Source organism: Blastococcus sp. DSM 46786, from assembly GCF_900109665.1.
GTDB lineage: Bacteria > Actinomycetota > Actinomycetes > Mycobacteriales > Geodermatophilaceae > Blastococcus > Blastococcus carthaginiensis.
Genome location: NZ_FOAO01000005.1, coordinates 121,595 through 138,288 on the forward strand (window position 1 = coordinate 121,595; position 16,694 = coordinate 138,288).

General features: G+C 74.1%; 14 protein-coding genes, 1 other RNA gene and 1 riboswitch. Of the genes, 11 read left to right on the forward strand and 4 right to left on the reverse strand.

All coding sequences use genetic code 11. The features are described from left to right. Positions 1-43 precede the first annotated feature (43 nt). Together BMW62_RS06375 and BMW62_RS06380 are read left to right on the forward strand one after the other, a co-directional pair. A complete protein-coding gene (locus BMW62_RS06375; protein ID WP_091930011.1) occupies positions 44-1,690 on the forward strand; it encodes an SLC13 family permease in 1,647 nt (548 codons plus the stop codon). Positions 1,691-2,015: 325 nt separating this feature from the next. Next, on the forward strand, positions 2,016-3,167 hold the full coding sequence (locus tag BMW62_RS06380; RefSeq protein WP_091930096.1) for a magnesium and cobalt transport protein CorA: 1,152 nt from the start codon (positions 2,016-2,018) through the stop codon (positions 3,165-3,167). Between the two features lie 146 nt (positions 3,168-3,313). On the opposite strand, the gene BMW62_RS06385 is transcribed toward BMW62_RS06380, so the two are convergent. Both BMW62_RS06385 and BMW62_RS06390 read right to left on the reverse strand, forming a co-directional pair. After that, positions 3,314-4,210 (reverse strand): aminotransferase class IV, encoded by an 897-nt coding sequence (locus BMW62_RS06385; protein ID WP_091930012.1) that lies wholly within the window; start codon positions 4,208-4,210, stop codon positions 3,314-3,316. Between the two features lie 3 nt (positions 4,211-4,213). Further along, complete coding sequence (locus BMW62_RS06390) at positions 4,214-4,951, reverse strand: sulfotransferase-like domain-containing protein (protein WP_211435012.1); 738 nt, start codon at positions 4,949-4,951, stop codon at positions 4,214-4,216. 93 nt (positions 4,952-5,044) lie between these two features. On the opposite strand from BMW62_RS06390, the gene ssrA reads away from it, so the two are divergent. The 8 genes from ssrA to BMW62_RS06430 all read left to right on the forward strand — a co-directional run bounded on the left by ssrA (position 5,045) and on the right by BMW62_RS06430 (position 12,630). After that, positions 5,045-5,419, forward strand: a transfer-messenger RNA (tmRNA) gene (ssrA, locus tag BMW62_RS06395). A 239-nt stretch (positions 5,420-5,658) separates the two neighbouring features. Continuing rightward, positions 5,659-5,753: riboswitch (SAM riboswitch) on the forward strand. Positions 5,754-6,005: 252 nt separating this feature from the next. Continuing rightward, positions 6,006-7,022 (forward strand): methionine ABC transporter ATP-binding protein, encoded by a 1,017-nt coding sequence (locus BMW62_RS06400; RefSeq protein WP_091930013.1) that lies wholly within the window; start codon positions 6,006-6,008, stop codon positions 7,020-7,022. Continuing rightward, a complete protein-coding gene (locus BMW62_RS06405) occupies positions 7,019-7,678 on the forward strand; it encodes a methionine ABC transporter permease (protein ID WP_091930014.1) in 660 nt (219 codons plus the stop codon). Before BMW62_RS06400 ends, BMW62_RS06405 begins: the two co-directional genes overlap by 4 nt. A 62-nt stretch (positions 7,679-7,740) precedes the next feature. After that, complete coding sequence (locus BMW62_RS06410; RefSeq protein WP_091930015.1) at positions 7,741-8,556, forward strand: MetQ/NlpA family ABC transporter substrate-binding protein; 816 nt, start codon at positions 7,741-7,743, stop codon at positions 8,554-8,556. A gap of 76 nt (positions 8,557-8,632) precedes the next feature. Then, positions 8,633-9,229 carry a sugar O-acetyltransferase gene (locus tag BMW62_RS06415; RefSeq protein ID WP_091930016.1) on the forward strand — a complete coding sequence of 199 codons (597 nt, stop codon included), beginning with the start codon at positions 8,633-8,635 and terminating at the stop codon, positions 9,227-9,229. Next, positions 9,226-9,789, forward strand: coding sequence for a TetR/AcrR family transcriptional regulator (locus BMW62_RS06420; protein WP_091930017.1), 564 nt, complete (start codon positions 9,226-9,228; stop codon positions 9,787-9,789). The genes BMW62_RS06415 and BMW62_RS06420 overlap by 4 nt, the downstream gene beginning before the upstream one ends. A gap of 19 nt (positions 9,790-9,808) precedes the next feature. Next, complete coding sequence (locus BMW62_RS06425) at positions 9,809-11,047, forward strand: MFS transporter (protein ID WP_091930098.1); 1,239 nt, start codon at positions 9,809-9,811, stop codon at positions 11,045-11,047. Between the two features lie 68 nt (positions 11,048-11,115). After that, complete coding sequence (locus BMW62_RS06430; RefSeq protein WP_211435013.1) at positions 11,116-12,630, forward strand: adenylate/guanylate cyclase domain-containing protein; 1,515 nt, start codon at positions 11,116-11,118, stop codon at positions 12,628-12,630. Positions 12,631-12,831: 201 nt separating this feature from the next. On the opposite strand, the gene BMW62_RS06435 is transcribed toward BMW62_RS06430, so the two are convergent. Together BMW62_RS06435 and BMW62_RS06440 are read right to left on the reverse strand one after the other, a co-directional pair. Next, positions 12,832-13,890, reverse strand: coding sequence for a potassium channel family protein (locus BMW62_RS06435; protein ID WP_170852237.1), 1,059 nt, complete (start codon positions 13,888-13,890; stop codon positions 12,832-12,834). Between the two features lie 74 nt (positions 13,891-13,964). After that, positions 13,965-15,707, reverse strand: coding sequence for a class I adenylate-forming enzyme family protein (locus BMW62_RS06440; protein ID WP_091930018.1), 1,743 nt, complete (start codon positions 15,705-15,707; stop codon positions 13,965-13,967). Positions 15,708-15,789: 82 nt separating this feature from the next. Here BMW62_RS06440 and BMW62_RS06445 point away from each other — a divergent pair, with 82 nt between their 5' ends. Further along, complete coding sequence (locus tag BMW62_RS06445) at positions 15,790-16,644, forward strand: patatin-like phospholipase family protein (RefSeq protein ID WP_091930019.1); 855 nt, start codon at positions 15,790-15,792, stop codon at positions 16,642-16,644. Positions 16,645-16,694 lie beyond the last annotated feature (50 nt).

A 16,694-nucleotide genomic window follows, 5' to 3' on the forward strand; every position in this document is an offset into this window, starting at 1 on the left:
GTCCTTCTAGGGTCATGCCGGATCCCGGCCCGAGGGAGGCGCCATGACCGCGACCGAGCGCGAACAGGGTGGGGTCCAGGCCGCCGCGCACGGGGGCCCCGGGTGGCGCACCGACGTGGACGCCGCATTCCGCGGCAGCGCCACCTACCGCAGCCTGGGGGAGCAGCAGCTCAGCCCGGCCGAGGAGCGGTTCGAGAAGGGCCGCCGCACCGTCGGCCTCTTCCTCGCGCCGCTGGTCACCCTCGTCTTCGCGCTGGTGCCGATCGACCTCCCGCGCGACCAGCACCTGCTGGCCGCGATCCTGCTCGGCGTCATCGTCCTGTGGATCACCGAGCCGGTTCCCATCCCGATCGGCGGCCTCATCGGCGTCGGCGCGATCGCCGTTCTGGGGGTGGTGCCGGCCGACGACGCGCTGGCGCCGTTCGGGTCGACGACGGTGTTCACCTTCATCGGCGCGTTCATCCTCGCCGCGGCCATGCTCAAGCACGGGGTCGCGCGGCGGTTCGCGATGTTCATCCTGTCGCTGACGTGGGTCGGCGCCTCCACCGCGCGCGTGATCATCGCCTTCGGCTTCATCACCGCGGTGCTGTCGGCGTTCGTGTCCAACACCGCGACCGTGGCCATGCTGCTGCCCACCGCGATCGGCATCCTGTCGGTCATCGCCAAGCTGCTGCAGGACAAGGAGCTGGTGAAGCCCGACTTCGACCCGCTGCGCCTGCGGGTCGGCGTCGCGCTGATGCTGATGCTCGCCTACGGCGCCGGCGTCGGCGGCCTGCTCACCCCGGTCGGCAGCCCGCCCAACCTGATCGGCCGCGGGCTGATCGAGGAGGCCACCGGCGAGCGGATCGGTTTCCTCGACTGGATGCTCATGGCGCTGCCGATCTGCGCGCTGATGTTCGTCGCGCTCGTCATCGTGCTGCTGCTGGTCAACAAGCCGGAGATCAAGCGGATCGAGGGCGTGCACGAGTACGTGCAGAAGGAGCGGGCCGAGCTCGGCCCCTTCTCCGGCGCCGAGCGGAACACCCTCATCGCCTTCGGCGTCACCGTGGCGCTGTGGATCTTCCCCGGCGTCATCGCGCTGACCGCCGGCACGGAGTCCGACCTCTACGCCACCATCAGCGACCGCCTCGACGAGGGCATCGTCGCCGTCCTCGGGGCCTCGCTGCTGTTCCTGCTCCCCACGGACTGGAAGCGCCGGGAGTTCACGCTCAACTGGAGCGATGCCGCCACGATCGACTGGGGCACGATCCTGCTGTTCGGCACCGGCATCATCTTCGGCTCGCTGCTGGCGAGCACCGGGTTGGCCGAGACGATCGGCCAGGCCTCGGCCGACGGGCTGGGGCTCACCAGCACGATCGCGATCACCGTCTTCGCGGTGATCCTGGCGATCATCATCAGCGAGACGACGTCGAACACGGCGTCGGCCGCCGTCGTCGTGCCGATCATCATCCCGGTGGCCGTGGCCGCGGGCATCAACCCGTTCGTACCGGCGCTGGCGGCCACCTTCGCGGCGTCGTTCGGGTTCATGCTCCCGGTGTCGACGCCGCAGAACGCCATCGTCTACGGCTCCGGCGTCGTGCCGATCACCAAGATGATCCGGTCGGGCATCTCCTTCGACGTCCTCGGCGCGATCCTCATCGTGCTTCTGCTGCCGCTGCTGGTCGACCTGGTGCTCGGCGTCGCGGGCTGACGGCGGAGCCGCCCCCTCACCCGTGTGGGCCATCGCACGTCCGGCTCCCCGTGGTCGGCGTGGGACGATGGTCGACGGCCGAGAACACGTGGGCGGAGGCGCCCGGACCCGGGAGGGGGACGTCGTGCGCAGCGAACCTCCCAGTACCGATCCCCAGGTCCTCTCCGCCGGCTGACCGGTCTCCCCGCGCCCGCCCCGCACGCCGTGCCGGGCCCGCAGGGGAGGCCGCCCGTCCCGCCCTGCCCGCACCCGGGCCGGGGCGGCCACGGGGGCGAGGAGGGCCGCTCCGGTGCCCACCGCCGTCCCCTCGCCCCGGGAGCCCGTCATGACCGAGCGCCGCCTCGCGCCGCTGACCGCCCTGACCACGCTGGGCCGCCGCCCACCGCGCCCGGTCCCCGTGCCGACGCCGAGCGGCGCCACGGCGTCCGCGGTGCTGTCCGACGCGCCGGCCGTCCCCTCGCGGATCGTGGACAACGCCGTGTACTCCGAGGGCCGCCGCGTGGCGACGCCGGAGTCGCCCGCCGAGAGCCGGGAGGAGCTCCTCCACGGGGAGGGGCGGCTGGCCTGGCTGGGGCTGTACCGCCCGGGGCCGGGGGAGCTCGGAGGCCTCGCGGAGCTGTTCGACCTGCCGGAGCTGGCGGTCGAGGACGCGATCAAGGCCCACCAGCGGCCGAAGTTCGAGCGCTACGGCAGCACGTTGTTCGTCGTCCTCAAGGCCGCGCGGTACCTGGACGCCGCCGAGGAGGTCGAGTTCGGCGAGCTGCACCTGTTCCTGGGGCCGGACTTCGCGATCACCGTGCGGCACAGCGAGTCGCCGGACCTGTCGCGGGTGCGGCGCCGGCTGGAGAGCGACCCGGAGCTGCTGGCCCGGGGCAGCGAGGCGGTGCTCTACGCGACGCTGGACGCCGTCGTCGACGGGTACCGGCCGGTGGTCGACGGGCTGGCCAACGACATCGACGAGATCGAGACCCAGGTGTTCGGGGGCGACCCCGGCGTCTCGCGGCGCATCTACGAGCTGTCCCAGGAGGTGCTGGAGTTCCAGCGGGCCGCCCAGCCGCTCACCGGCATCATCGCCGCGCTCACCGCCGGGTTCGACAAGTACGGCGTCGACGAGGAGCTGCGCAGCTACCTGCGCGACGTCGCGGACCACGTCATCCAGGTCAACGAGCGGGTGGAGGGCTTCCGGCTGCAGCTGCGCGACATCCTCACCGTGAACGCGACCCTGGTGGCGCAGCGGCAGAACGAGGAGATCCGCGAGCTCACGGAGACCTCGATCGCCCAGGGCGAGGAGGTCAAGAAGATCTCGGCCTGGGCCGCCATCCTCTTCGCGCCGAGCCTCGTCGGCGGCGTCTACGGGATGAACTTCGACCACATGCCCGAGCTCGACGAGGTCTGGGGTTACCCGTTCGCGCTGCTGCTCATGGTGGGCGTCAGCCTGACGCTCTACCTGGTCTTCAAGCGCCGCGACTGGATCTGAGGACCGGCCTTCCCCCACGCCTCGCACGCTCGGCGCGGGACCTCGAAGGCCGGCCGGCGCAGGCTCGGGACGGCAGCCCGTCCCCCGGGGTCCGACGGCCACCCTCCTCCCCGGCCAGGCCACCCGCGCGGGACCGACCCCGGCGGTCAGACGACCGGGGTACCGCTGCTCGCGGTCAGCTCCCCGTAGGCGGCCGAGAGCTGCCGCGTCAGGAGGCCCGGCTCGCCGGTGCCGATCCGCCGCCCGTCGACGGCGAGCACGGGCGTGAGCTCACCCATCGTGCCGGTGACGAACGCCTCGTCGGCCGCGTACAGCTGGGTCGCCGAGAAGTCGCCGACCTCGGTGGGGATGTCGGCCGTGGCCAGCCGGAGCACCGCGGCGCGGGTGATGCCCTCCGGGCACGCCCCGGTCGTCGGGGTCCGCAGCACGCCGCCGGCGGCGAAGAAGACGTGCGTCGCGTTGGTCTCGGCCACGAAGCCGCGGGCGTCGAGCATCAGCGCGTCGTCGGCGCCGGCGACGTTGGCCTCGATCTTGGCGAGGATCGAGGTGAGCAGGTTGTTGTGGTGGATCTTCGGGTCGAGCACGTCGGGGGTGGGCCGGCGGACGCTCGAGGTGACCAGCGTGATGCCGCCGGTGTCGTAGACCGGTGGCTTGTGCTCGGCCAGCACGATCAACGTCGGGCCGCTCCGGTTGAGCCGCGGGTCCATGCCGCTGGTCACCTTGGCGCCGCGGGTCAGCGTGAGCCGGACGTGCACGCCGTCGGTCATGCCGTTGGCGGCCAGCGTGCGGCGGATCTGCTCCACGATCGCGGTGTCGTCGGGGATCTCGGCGAACGCCAGGGCCTGCGCCGAGCGGCGCAGCCGGGCCAGGTGCTCCTCGAGGGCGAAGATCCGGCCCTGGTACAGCCGTAGGCCCTCCCACACCGCGTCCCCGCCCTGGACGACGGAGTCGAACGGGCTCACGCCGGCCTCGTCGCGGTGGGCCAGCCGGCCGTCCACGTTGACCACCAGGTCGCGGTTGCGCTCGTCGAACTGCTGCAGCACGGGTCAGCTCCTCAGCCGGCTGTCGGCCAGCTCGTCGTAGTGGGGGAGGCACTCGGCGGCGAGCCCGGCCAGGGACCCGGGCAGCTCCACGGGTGCGTCGCGGTACGGGCCGAAGCCGGTGGAGGTGTCCACGCTCGCGTACCAGTGCGGCGCCCACACGCCGTCGGTGTCCCGGCGGCCGGGCGGCCAGGACAGCATGCGTTCGTCGAACGGGACGTCCAGCGCCGCGCACAGGGCGGTGAGGACGCCGCGCGGGTCGCGCAGCAGGTCGTCGGAGTCCACGACCGGGCCGCCGAAGCGGCGGTGCAGCGCGACCTGCTGGGCGAGGCCGAGGTCGGCCAGGGTCGGCTGCTCGCGCACCCGCGCGTAGGAGGCGAGCAGCCGGCGCGGGTCGCGGATCAGGAAGGCGTGCCGCAGCCCGGCGAAGGCGTCGAGGTCGACCTCCGGCAGCACGTGGTGGGTCATGTGCTTCTGGTAGGAGAGGGTGGCGCCGTCGGGCAGGTCGTCGTCGGTCAGGGTGCGGACGACGGTGCGCCAGTCGGTGGGCTGGCTGGCGATCACCTCGTCGCGGCCCGGGTGGTCCAGTCCGGTCGCGGCCAGGTAGTACGCGTAGAGCGGCTCGTCGACGACGACGGTGTCGGGGCGGTTCTCCCAGGCGCGCATGGTCGCCGTCGACAGGGTGCGCGGCCCCGACCACATCGCGATCCGCACCGGCGTCGTCGTCCGGCCGGTCCCCGTCATGCAGGCATCGTGCCGGACGGCGGGCTGGTGGGCAGCAGAACGCCGGGAACAACCGGCTGGACGGGGCCGTTACCCTGACTGCACAACTGCACAGGGGGTGATTGGTCTCGACTTCGGTCGGGTGTCCAGGGGAAGCGAGCCGAGGAAGCCAACGATGAGCTCGTTAACCACGCGTTGGAAACAACACAAGCGCCGACTCCAGTCAGCGCGAGTTCGCCCTCGCTGCCTAAGTAGCGAGGCGACTCTGTCAGCCCGGGTTCGTCATCGGCCCGGATCCTGGCATCAGCTAGATGACTCACCGTGAGTGCCGGTCGCGGGCGTTCACGGGACATCTCACAGCGACTGGGCCCGTCACATCGACTCGTCCGCGAGATCGATGGGGTCGAGCAGAGGCAGTAGCGGACTGCGCTCGGAGAAGCCCTGGATATGCGTCGAAGGACGCGGGTTCGATTCCCGCCACCTCCACCCCGCTCCACCACGAAGGGCCCGGTCGGCAGACCGGGCCCTTCGTGCGTCCGGGGCCCGCGTGCAGCGCGCCCGTCGGTCAGGAGGGCCGGCTCGGCGGCGCCCCACCGGATCCGCCCGGGGCAGTGCCCATCCCGCCGCCGCTCGGCGTGGTGGTGGTGTCGCGCTTGGGTGTGCTGTGTGAGTGACGTCGCAGGTCGCGGACGAGAAAGGCCCCGACCTCCTCCGTAGACTCGCTCCCGCAACCATCCGGAGCGGCTGAGAGACCTGGCTCGTCGACGTCGCAGCAACCCCCCGCATCGGCGGGCGCGGGTGCTACTGCCAGGACCGATGGAGGAACACCATGCGGTACGAGCTGCTCTCGTGGGCCCGCCGGCACGTCGACCTGTGCCGGACCGGCACAGCCATGTGCCGCTGAGGCCTCCCGCCTCCCGCCTCCTGGCGTCGCCCGCCCCACCGGACGGCGGGCGCGCACCCCAGCCACCGCGCACCCCAGCCACCGCGCACCGCGGGCGACCACGCCCTCGCCGGGGACCCCCGGCGGCGTCGCCGCGCGCCCGTGCCTGCTCAACCCCGAGGACCGCACCCCGTGATCGAACTGAACGACGTCCGCAAGGTCTTCCCTGCCCGCGGGCAGGCCGGCGAGGTCGTCGCCGTCGACGGCGTCAGCCTGGCGGTGGACCGCGGCGAGTTCGCCGGCGTCGTCGGCCCCAGCGGCTCGGGCAAGAGCACGCTGGTGCGCCTGGTCAACCTGCTGGAGCGGCCCACATCGGGCTCGGTGACCGTCGACGGGCAGCTGCTGACCGAGCTGCCGGACGAGCAGGTCCGGCAGGCGCGGCGCTCCATCGGGATGGTCTTCCAGCACTTCGAGCTGCTCGACTCACGCACCGCCGCGGGGAACGTGGAGCACCCGCTGGAGCTCTCCGGCATGGGCCGGGCCGAGCGCAGGCGGCGGGCCGGGGAGCTGCTGGACCTCGTGGGGCTCGGCGACCGCGCCGGCGCCCGCCCCGCCCAGCTCTCCGGCGGCCAGAAGCAGCGCGTGGCCATCGCCCGCGCGCTCGCCGTCCGGCCGACGGTGCTGCTCTGCGACGAGGCCACCTCCGCGCTGGACCAGGCGAGCACCACCGGCGTCCTGGAGCTGCTGCGCCGGGTGCGGGACGAGCTCGGCCTCACGGTCCTCCTGATCACCCACGAGATGTCCGTCGTCAAGGCCGTCTGCGACAGCGCCGTGCTGCTGGACCGGGGGCGGGTCGTCGACGGCGGCCGGCTGGCCGACGTCCTGACCCGGCCGGGTTCGCCGCTGGGCGACGCCCTGCTCCCGGCGCCGGTGGCGGACGCCGGTGCCGCGCACGACGGCGCCCTGCTGCGGGTGACCGTCACCGACCGGACGCCGGAGACCCTCGTCCTCCAGACGCTGATCGGCGAGCTGGGCCTGGCCGTCGAGATCGCCGGCGGGTCGGTGGAGACCGTCGCCGGTGGCCGCTACGGCCGGCTGCTCCTGCGGGTCACCGGAGGAGTCGCCGGGCTGGACGACGCCGTGCACCGGTTGCGGGCCGGCGGCGTCCTGGTCGAGCGCGTGGCCGCGACCGCCGAGGTGGCCCGGTGAGCGACTGGAACCGCATCTGGCCCCAGCTGCTGGACGCCACCTGGGAGACCCTCTACATGGTCGGGGTCGCGGCCCTGGTCACCGTGCTCCTGGGCGTCCCGCTGGGCGTGCTGCTGACCGTCACCGCGCCAGGCGGGCTGGCTCCGCGGCCGCTGCTGCACCGGCTCGTCGGCCTGGTCGTGAACCTCGGCCGCGCGCTGCCGTTCATCATCCTGCTGGTCCTCGTCGCCCCGGTCACCCGCGGCATCGTCGGGACGACGATCGGCTCCACCGCGGCGATCGTGCCGCTGACCATCGGCGCCGTCCCGTTCCTCGCCCGGCTGGTGGAGACCAGCCTGCGCGAGGTCGCCGCCGGCAAGGTGGAGGCGGCGCTGTCGATGGGCGCCCGCCGGCGTGACGTCGTGCGCACCGTGCTGCTGCCGGAGGCCCGGCCGTCGCTGGTGGCCGGCATCACGGTCACCGTCGTCGCGCTGATCAGCTACTCGGCCATGGCCGGTGCAGTCGGCGGCGGCGGGCTGGGCGACTTCGCCATCCGCTTCGGCTACCAGCAGTTCCGCACCGACATCACCCTCGCGACCGTCGTCCTCCTGCTCGTCATCGTCCAGGCCCTCCAGTGGGCCGGGGACCGCTGGGCGCGCTCGCTCGCGCACGCCTGATCCGACCGCCACGGCGTCCGCCCGGCCGCCGTCCCACCCCGCCACAGAGGAGAAACACCACCATGCGCACCCGCTTCCCCGCCCTGCTGGCCGCGTCGGCGATGACGGCCCTGCTCGCCGCCTGCGGCGGCGAGGCCGAGCTCTCGGCGGCCGACGAGCCGCTGCGGGTGGGCGCCTCCCCGGTCCCGCACGCGGAGATCCTGCGCTACATCGACGAGAACCTCGCCGAGGACGCCGGGCTGGACCTGGAGATCGTCGAGTTCACCGACTACGTGCAGCCCAACGTGGCCCTGGACGACGGCTCACTGGACGCCAACTACTTCCAGACCACCCCGTACCTGGAGGAGCAGGAGGCCAGCGCCGGATACGACTTCGAGGCGCTCGACCCGGTGCACATCGAGCCGCTGGGCATCTACTCGAGCACGCTGACCGACCTCGCCGACCTGCCCGACGGCGCGACGGTGGCCATCCCGAACGACCCGACCAACGCCGCGCGGGCGCTGCGGCTGCTGGAGGCCAACGGCCTCATCACCCTCGCCGACACCGGCGACGCCGCGCCGACCTCGCTGGACATCGAGGGCAACCCGAAGAACCTCGAGATCTCCGAGGTCGAGGCCGCGCAGGTGCCCCGGTCCCTGGCCGACGTGGACATCGCGGTCATCAACGGCAACTACGCCATCGAGGCCGACCTGGTCCCGGCCGAGGACGCGTTGGCGCTGGAGGAGGGGGAGGGCAACCCCAACGCCAACCTCCTGGTGGTGCGCACCGGCGACGAGGGGGACGAGCGCATCCAGGAGCTGGAGGGGCTGCTGCACTCGGACGAGGTGCGCCAGTTCATCGAGGAGAACTACGAAGGAGCCGTCCTCGCCGCGTTCTGACCGCCGGGGCGGGGCACCTGCACGGGCGTCCCGCCCCGCGCACCGGCACCCGCGGCGTATGTGTACGCTCGTTCCTATGAGCTCCCGGCCCGGTGCGGGCGATCCCCGGACGATGCGCGAGCGGATGCTCGCCGGCGACCTCTACATCGCCGACGACCCCGAGATCGCCGAGGAGAGCGCCCGGGCCCTCGACCTGGCCGACGCCTACAACGCGACGTCGGTCCGCCAGGGTTCGCTGCGCCGGCAGCTGCTGGCGGAGCTGCTCGGCGCGGTGGGGGAGGGGACGGAGATCCGGCCGCCCCTGCGCGTCGACTACGGCAGCAACATCCGCATCGGCGCCCGCTGCTTCGCCAACTTCGGCCTGGTCGCCCTCGACGTCGCCCCCATCACCATCGGGGACGACGTGCAGATCGGGCCCAACGTCCAGCTGCTCACGCCCACCCACCCGGTGGAGCCGGGCCCCCGTCGGGACAAGTGGGAGGCGGCCGAGCCGATCGCCATCGGCGACAACGTCTGGCTCGGCGGCGGGGCGATCGTGCTGCCCGGCGTCACCATCGGGGAGAACACCGTCGTCGGCGCCGGCGCGGTGGTCACCCGCGACCTGCCGGCCGACGTGGTGGCGGTCGGCAACCCGGCACGCGTCGTCCGCCGGCTGGACGACCCCGCCCGGTGAGCGCCGACCCGACGACGGTCCGCCGTCCCCGTCGGCACGACCCCGGGCGGCGCGACCGGCTGGTCGACACCACGCTCGACGTCATCGCCGCGCAGGGGGTCGCGACGGCCACGCACCGGGCGATCGCCCGCGCCGCCGACGTGCCCCTCGGGTCGCTGACGTACCACTTCGGCTCGCTCACCGAGCTGCTCGCCGCCGCCTTCACCCGGCACGTGGACGACGTCGCGGCCCGATTCGACGCGCGCATGGCGGCCGCCCCGGATCGCGCGGCGGCGCTGGAGGCGCTCGTCGAGCACCTCACCGGCGACCTGCTGGGCTCGCAGCGCGACCTGGTGCTCGCCGTCGAGCTGTACGTCGCCGCGGCCCGCGACGCCGAGCTGCGCGCGGTCACCCAGGACTGGATGTCGCGGAGCCGCCGCAGCCTGGAGCGGCACCTCGACCCGGTCACCGCCCGCGAGGTCGACGCCCTCGTCGAGGGGCTGGTCCTGCACAGCGCGCTGTCCACCGACCCGATGGACGCCGCGCAGATCCGTGCCGCGCTGCTCCGGTTCGCCGGCTGACCGGGAGCTGGAGCCCGCCATGTCCTTCGCACCCGCGTCCGTCGAGCCCCCGCGGCTGCGTCGCGCCCGCCGCGCCGTCGCCGCCTGCTTCTTCCTCAACGCCGTCTTCTACGCCGGGCTCGTGCCCCGGCTGCCCGCCGTCAAGGCCGAGCTCGAGCTGAGCAGCACCGCGCTGGGCGCCGCGCTCGCGGCCGTGCCGCTGGGCGCCCTGGTGGCCGGGCTGTCGTCGGCGGCGCTCAACCGCCGGTTCGGCTCGGGCCGGGTCGCCTCCTACGGTCTGGCGCTGCTCGGCGCGGTCGTGTGGACGGTCTCCGTGGCGCCGAACTGGCTCGGCCTGGCCGCCGCCTTCCTGGTGGTCGGCGCCCTCGACGCCGTCGTCGACGTCGCGCAGAACGCGCACGGCCTCCGCGTGCAGCGGCTCTACGGCCGCTCGATCATCAACTCCTTGCACGGCGTCTGGAGCATCGGCGCGGTCACCGGTGGGCTGCTCGGTTCCGCGGCGGCCGGGCTGGACATCCCGCTGCCCGTGCACCTCGGCGCCTCGGCCGTGGTCTTCGGCGCCGTCGCCCTGGTCGTCTCCCGTGGCGTGCTGCCCGGTTCCGACGAGCCCGAGCCGGTCGCCGAGGAGGCGCCGCGGGAACGCCCGCGACGGCGGGCCGCGGTCCCGGCCCTGGCGGTGCTCGGCCTGCTCGCCGCCTGCGGCGCGCTGATCGAGGACGTCGGCGCGTCCTGGAGCGCGCTCTACCTGCGCACCGAGCTCGCGGCCGGCGCGGCCGTCGCCGGGCTGGGCTTCGTCGCGCTGTCGGCGGCGATGACCGTCGGCCGGCTGACCGGCGACCGCGTGGTCGACCGGTTCGGCGAGCGGCGGGTAGCGCAGGCCGGAGGTGCGCTCGCCGCGGGCGGCCTCGGCGTCGCGCTCGCCTGGCCCTCGGTGCCCAGCACGCTGATCGGGTTCGCGCTGGCCGGTCTCGGCGTCGCCACCCTGATCCCGGCCGTCTACCACGCCGCCGACGAGCTCCCCGGCCTGCCGCACGGCCAGGGTCTGATGGTGATCAACTGGCTGCTGCGGATCGGCTTCCTGCTCTCCCCGCCGCTGATCGGGGTCGTGGCCGACGCCTTCAGCCTGCGGGTCGCGCTGCTCGGGGTCGTCCTCGCCGGCATCGGCGCGCTGGTGCTCGGGCGTGCCCTGCCGGGTCGTCCCGCCGCCGCTCCCACCCCGGCGGGGAACCGGCCGGACGGGGGCGGGTCCGCTCGGTGATCATGGTCCGGTGACCTCGATCGGGTGCCCGCCCGTGCCGTGCGCGGGCCGCGCTCGTTGAGCCGGACGTGACCACCGCGGGCGAGGACGTGCGCCGCCGGCTGACCGGCATGGCCGGGTGGGCGCCGAGCGGCCGGCTGGCCGTCCCGGTCATCGTGGGCCTGGTCATCGCGGCCAACCTGGTCGGCGTCGGCACCGTGGTGGTGCTGCTCCTCGGGGTCGAGGGCGACCGGGGCAGCACCGGCCGCGCCGAGGTGCTGTGGGCGGCCGCGGCCTACCTCGCGGTCGCCCTGCCGCTGGCCGTGCTCGCCGGGCTGGGGCGCCAGCGGGCCACGAACCGCTGGCTCACGGCCGGCCGCGGGCCCACGGTCGAGGAGGCGCGGCAGGCGCTGCGGCTCCCGCTGGACACCGCCCTGGTCGCCGCCGTCGTCTGGCTGCTGGGTGCGGTCCTGATGGGAGCGGTCGCGGCGCTCACCTTCCCCGACGCGCTGGTCGGCGCCCGCGTCGCCGTCGCCGTGCTGCTCGGCGGGGTGGTCACCGCCGGCGTCACCTACCTGCTGGTCGCCCGGGCGGCCCGCGCCGTCACCGCCCGCGCGCTGGCCGCCCACCCGCCCGCGGGCGCGCTCACCCTCGGGGTCCGCATCCGCCTGCTGCTCACCTGGGGGCTCACCAGCGGGGTGCCGATGGTCGGCGTCGTCCTGCTGTACCTGGACCCGAGCAACCCCGACGGCCCCGGGCGCGCCGCCGTCGTCTTCCTCGTGGTGGTCGCGCTGCTGGTCGGCGCGCTGGCCACCGTGCTCACCGCCCGCGCCGTCGGGCAACCGCTGCGCGACCTGCGCCGGGCCGTGCAGCAGGTCGGCGCCGGCGACTACGCCGTCGACGTCGTGGTGGACGACGCCGGGGAGATCGGCCTGCTGCAGGAGGGCGTCAACTCCATGGCCGCCGGCCTGGCCGAGCGGGAGCGGTTGCGCGACCTGTTCGGCCGGCACGTCGGGACGACGGTGGCCCAGCGGGCGCTGGCGACCGGTGTCTCGCTGGGCGGGGAGGAGCGGACCGTCGCGGCGCTGTTCGTGGACGTCGCCGGCTCCACCGCGCTGGTGCGCCGCACGGGGCCGGAGGAGATGGTCGGCCTGCTCAACCGGTTCTTCGGGGTCGTCGTCGACGCCATCGAGGACGAGGGCGGGCTGGTGAACAAGTTCGAGGGCGACGCCGCCCTCTGCGTCTTCGGCGCTCCGGCCGACCACCCGGACCCGGCCGGGGCCGCGCTGCGGGCGGCCCGGCGCATCTGCGACGCCGTCGCCACCGCCGGGGAGGTCGACGTGGGGGTGGGCGTCGCGTGCGGCCGGGTGTGGGCCGGTCAGGTGGGGGCGGCCAGCCGGCTGGAGTACACGGTGATCGGCGACCCGGTGAACGAGGCGGCGCGGCTCACCGACCTGGCCAAGGAACACCCGGGCCGCGCGGTCGCCAGCGAGCCGACGGTGCTGACGGCGGCACCGGGGGAGCAGGTGCACTGGCAGGCCGACCGGGAGGTGCATCTGAGAGGACGGGACGAGCCGACCCGTACCTGGGTGCGGGTGCGCTGACTGCAGGGTCGTCCCGAGTGGGCCCCGGAGGGTCCCCGAGGCACGGCCTGGACTCCGCGCAGCGGGTCCTGACGACGGGGGGCCGGAGGCTCCCCAGAGGAAGGACGGGCAGGGCTCAGCGGTGCAGGGGAACGGCACGTGGCCGCGGTGTCGTCCGGAGGACGACGATGTGATGGCGGTGCGATCCGGAGGATCGCGATGTCACTGCGTCGGCAGCTGCATCGCCTTGCCGGGCTCGTGCGCCTTCACGACGACGAGCACGTCCTCGGGCTGCAGGGTGCCGATCAGCGGGTCGTCGAAGCGCAGCGTGCGCCCGCCGCGGGTCACCGACAGCACGATGTCGCGCAGCTGGCGCGGGCCGAGCCCGACCTCGTCGGCGGTCGCCGTCCGCTGGTGCAGGTCCAGGCCCTGGCCGCCGGTCACGAGGTCCTCGACGACGGCGACCACCCGCGGGCTGTCGGTGGAGAGACCCAGCAGCCGGCCGGACGTCGCCGACGTGGTGATGACGGTGTCCGCACCGGACTGCCGCAGGAGGTTCGCGTTCTCCTCCTCGCGGACGCTGGTGGTGATGGGGACGCTCGGGTTGAGCTGCCGCACGGTGAGGGTGATCAGCACCGAGGCGTCGTCCCGGTTGGCCGCGACGATGACCGACCGGGCTCGCTCGACGGCGGCCCGGCGCAGCACCTCGGTGCGGCCGGCGTCGCCGACGATGCCGGTGAGGCCCATGGCGTTCGCCTCGTCGATGGCGCGCGGCTCGGGGTCGACCACGACGATCTTCTCCAGCGGGGTGCCGCTGGCCTGCAGCGAGCGGATGGCGCTGCGGCCCTTGGTGCCGTAGCCGCACACGATGACGTGCTGGCGCACGCGGGACCTCCAGCGGTGGATGCGGAACTCCTCGCGCGAGCGCGCCGTCAGCGCCTCGAGGGTCGTTCCGATGAGGACGATCAGGAACATGATCCGCAGCGGCGTGATCAGCAGGACGTTGGTCAGCCGTGCTCCCGGGGTGACCGGCGTGATGTCGCCGTACCCGGTGGTGGAGAGCGAGACCGTCGCGTAGTAGGCGGCGTCGAGGACGGAGATCGGGCCGCCCTTGCTGTCCTCGTAGCCGTCCCGGTCCAGGTAGACGACGAGGATGACCACGGCGAGCACCACCGCCGCGATGACGACGCGGCGCCACACCTGGCGGACCGGCGTCTGCTCGACGTGCGCGATCCGGACACCGGTGTGCTCGGTCTCCAGTCCGTTCCGCTGCTCGTCCACGCCGCGGACGATAGTGAGTGCGGCGCCCGGCCGCGTGCCGCCGCACCCGAACGGGTACGGCGGCACGTGCCGGCTCAGCCCTCGACGGCCTCGCGCTCGCGGGCGGCGAGCTCCCGCTTGAGCACCTTGCCGGCCGCCGAGACCGGGATCGCGTCGATGAACCGGACGTCGCGCAGCCGCTTGTAGGGGGTCACCTTGCCGTTGACCGCGGCCATGACGGACTCGATGGTCAGCGCTGCGCCGTCCGCGTCGTCCTTGCGCACCACGTAGGCCACCGGCAGCTCGCCGGCCTCCTCGTCGGGCCGGCCGACCACCGCCGCACCGGCGACCCCCGGGACGCCGAAGAGGACCTCCTCCAGCTCGCGCGGGAAGACGTTGTAGCCCTTGTAGAGCAGCATGTCCTTGGTCCGGTCGACGATCGAGAGATAGCCGTCCTCGTCGAGGATGCCGACGTCGCCGGAGTGGAACCAGCCGTCGGCGTCGATCGACTCGGCCGTGGCCTCGGGGCGGTGCGCGTAGCCGCGCATCACCTGGGGGCCGCGGATGCAGACCTCGCCCCGCTCGCCCGCCGGCAGCGGGTCGCCGCCGCCGAGCGGGCGGATGGTGATCTCGGTGTCGAAGATCGGCACCCCCACGGTGCCCGGCTTGCGGGTGCCCGAGCGGAAGGTCGGGTTGCCGGTGGCCATCATCGTGACCTCGGTCAGCCCGTAGCCCTCGCCGATCGTGGCGTTGGGCATGAGCGCCTGCATCTTCTCGATCAGCGTGACCGGGAGCGGAGCGGCGCCGCTGCTGATGCCGCGGACGCGCGAGAGGTCGGCCTCGGCGAACCCGGGCACCTGCAGCAGCGCCACGAAGACCGGGGGCGCGCCGCCGATCGAGGTCACCTCGTACCGGACCATGTCCTCGACGTACTTCACCGGGTCGAAGCGCATGTGGATGACGGTCATCGTGCCGCCCATGACCATGCCGTTGAGGTAGCCGATCGCGCCCATCGCGTGGAACCACGGCGTCAGGTTGATGATCCGCGCCTCGCCGAGCCGGGTCGGGCACTCGTCGGGGCCGAGCACCTGCTGCAGCGTCACGTCCCCCTCCTCGTCGAGCGCGGGGAGGGCCCCGGAGGTCCAGCAGCCCGACTGCAGGACGTTGGTCACGACCTGGCGGTGCGGCAGCTCCACGCCCTTGCTGACGCCGGTCGTGCCGCCGGTGTAAGCCAGGTGCGCCAGGTCGGTGGCGACGTCGATGCCGGCGTCCAGGTGCCGGTCGGCCGGGTCACCGGCCAGGAGGTCGGCGAGGTCGACGTCGGTCGGCTCGAGGCTGTCGAGGCGGGCGGCGAAGTCGAGGGTGTGCGCCTCGCCGGTGACGACGACCGTCTCGACCCGGGTCTGCGCGATCGCCCCCCGGACGAAGGGCAGCACCTGGTCCCAGGTGATGAGCGCCTTGGCGCCGGCGTCGTTCAGCTGGGCGGCGAGGTCGGCGGCCGGCAGCAGCGGGTTGGTGGGGGAGAAGGTGGCGCCCGCCAGCATGATCCCGTAGTAGAGCGGCGGGTACTGCCGGCAGTTCGGGATGTGGACGGCGACGACGTCGCCCCGCCCGATGCCGTGGTCGGCCAGCCAGCCGGCGACCGCGTGCGCGCGGGCGCCCAGCTCGGTGAAGGTGAGCGCCACGTCGTGGTCGACGAAGGCCGTCCGGTCGCCCCACCGGCGCACGGCGGCCCGCAGGATGGAGCCCACCGGCGCGCTCGGGTAGTCCAGGGACCGGGGCAACCCGGGCGGCCAGCTGGCCGTCGTGGGTGCCGGGGCGGACTGCACGGTGGTCATTCGTTTCCTCTCGTCGGGTGAGCTGAGCCACAGGGTGGCCCAGCTCACAGCGCCTGTCGAGGGGTCTGTGAGGATGAGCCGCATGAGCGACCAGCGGACCGCCCTCGTGCTCGGCGGCGGGGGCATCACCGGCATCGCCTGGGAGATCGGCGTGCTCGCCGGGCTGGCCGAGGCCGGGGTGGACCTCACCGCGGCGGGTCTCGTCGTCGGCACCTCGGCCGGCTCGGTCGTCGGCGCGCAGCTCACCAGCGGCGCCCCGCTCGAGGAGTTGTACGCGCGCCAGCTGGAGCCCCCGGCACAGGAGAAGGTGGCCCGGATGACGCGCAGCAACCTCGCGCGCTACGCCTGGGCGATGGTCGTCAGCCGCGGCCGCGACGTCGAGTTCCGGCGGCGCGTGGGCTCGCTCGCCCTGGCCGCGGAGAAGGCCGGCGCCACGCCGACCGAGCAGGAGCGGCTCGACGTGATCGGCTCGCGGCTGGTGTCCCGCGAGTGGCCGGAGCGGGAGCTCCTCGTCACCGCGGTGGACGCCACCACGGGTGAGTTCCACACCTTCGGCCGGGAGTCCGGCGTCCCGCTGGTGCAGGCCGTCGCGGCGAGCTGCGCGGTGCCCGGCGTGTACCCGCCGGTCACCATCGACGGCCGCCGCTACATCGACGGCGGCATGCGCTCGGCGGCCAACGCGGACCTCGCCCAGGGCTGCGACCGGCTGGTCGTCCTGGCCCCCATCCCGCGCGGGGTCGGCCCGATGGCCAGCGTCGACGCGCAGGTCACCGGCATGGTGTCGGCCCGCGTCGCCGTCGTCGCCCCGGACGAGGCCGCCCGCGCGGCGATCGGCCGCAACGTGCTGGACCCCGCCGCCCGGGAGCCCGCCGCCCGGGCCGGGCGCGCCCAGGCGGCGTCGGTGCTGGCCCGCGTGGGCGAGGCCTGGGCGGGCTGACCGGCGGCACGGGCGCGCCACCAGGTCGTCACCGGGAGTTGTGGCGGGTG

What these genes read in the sequence shown, in the direction of transcription:
- BMW62_RS06410 (WP_091930015.1), top strand. Translation starts at nt 7,741, where the DNA reads ATGCGCACCCGCTTCCCCGCCCTGCTGGCCGCGTCGGCGATGACGGCC.
- BMW62_RS06445 (WP_091930019.1), top strand. Translation starts at nt 15,790, where the DNA reads ATGAGCGACCAGCGGACCGCCCTCGTGCTCGGCGGCGGGGGCATCACC.
- BMW62_RS06415 (WP_091930016.1), top strand. Translation starts at nt 8,633, where the DNA reads ATGAGCTCCCGGCCCGGTGCGGGCGATCCCCGGACGATGCGCGAGCGG.
- BMW62_RS06390 (WP_211435012.1), bottom strand. Translation starts at nt 4,951, where the DNA reads ATGACGGGGACCGGCCGGACGACGACGCCGGTGCGGATCGCGATGTGG.
- BMW62_RS06380 (WP_091930096.1), top strand. Translation starts at nt 2,016, where the DNA reads ATGACCGAGCGCCGCCTCGCGCCGCTGACCGCCCTGACCACGCTGGGC.
- BMW62_RS06375 (WP_091930011.1), top strand. Translation starts at nt 44, where the DNA reads ATGACCGCGACCGAGCGCGAACAGGGTGGGGTCCAGGCCGCCGCGCAC.
- BMW62_RS06440 (WP_091930018.1), bottom strand. Translation starts at nt 15,707, where the DNA reads ATGACCACCGTGCAGTCCGCCCCGGCACCCACGACGGCCAGCTGGCCG.
- BMW62_RS06425 (WP_091930098.1), top strand. Translation starts at nt 9,809, where the DNA reads ATGTCCTTCGCACCCGCGTCCGTCGAGCCCCCGCGGCTGCGTCGCGCC.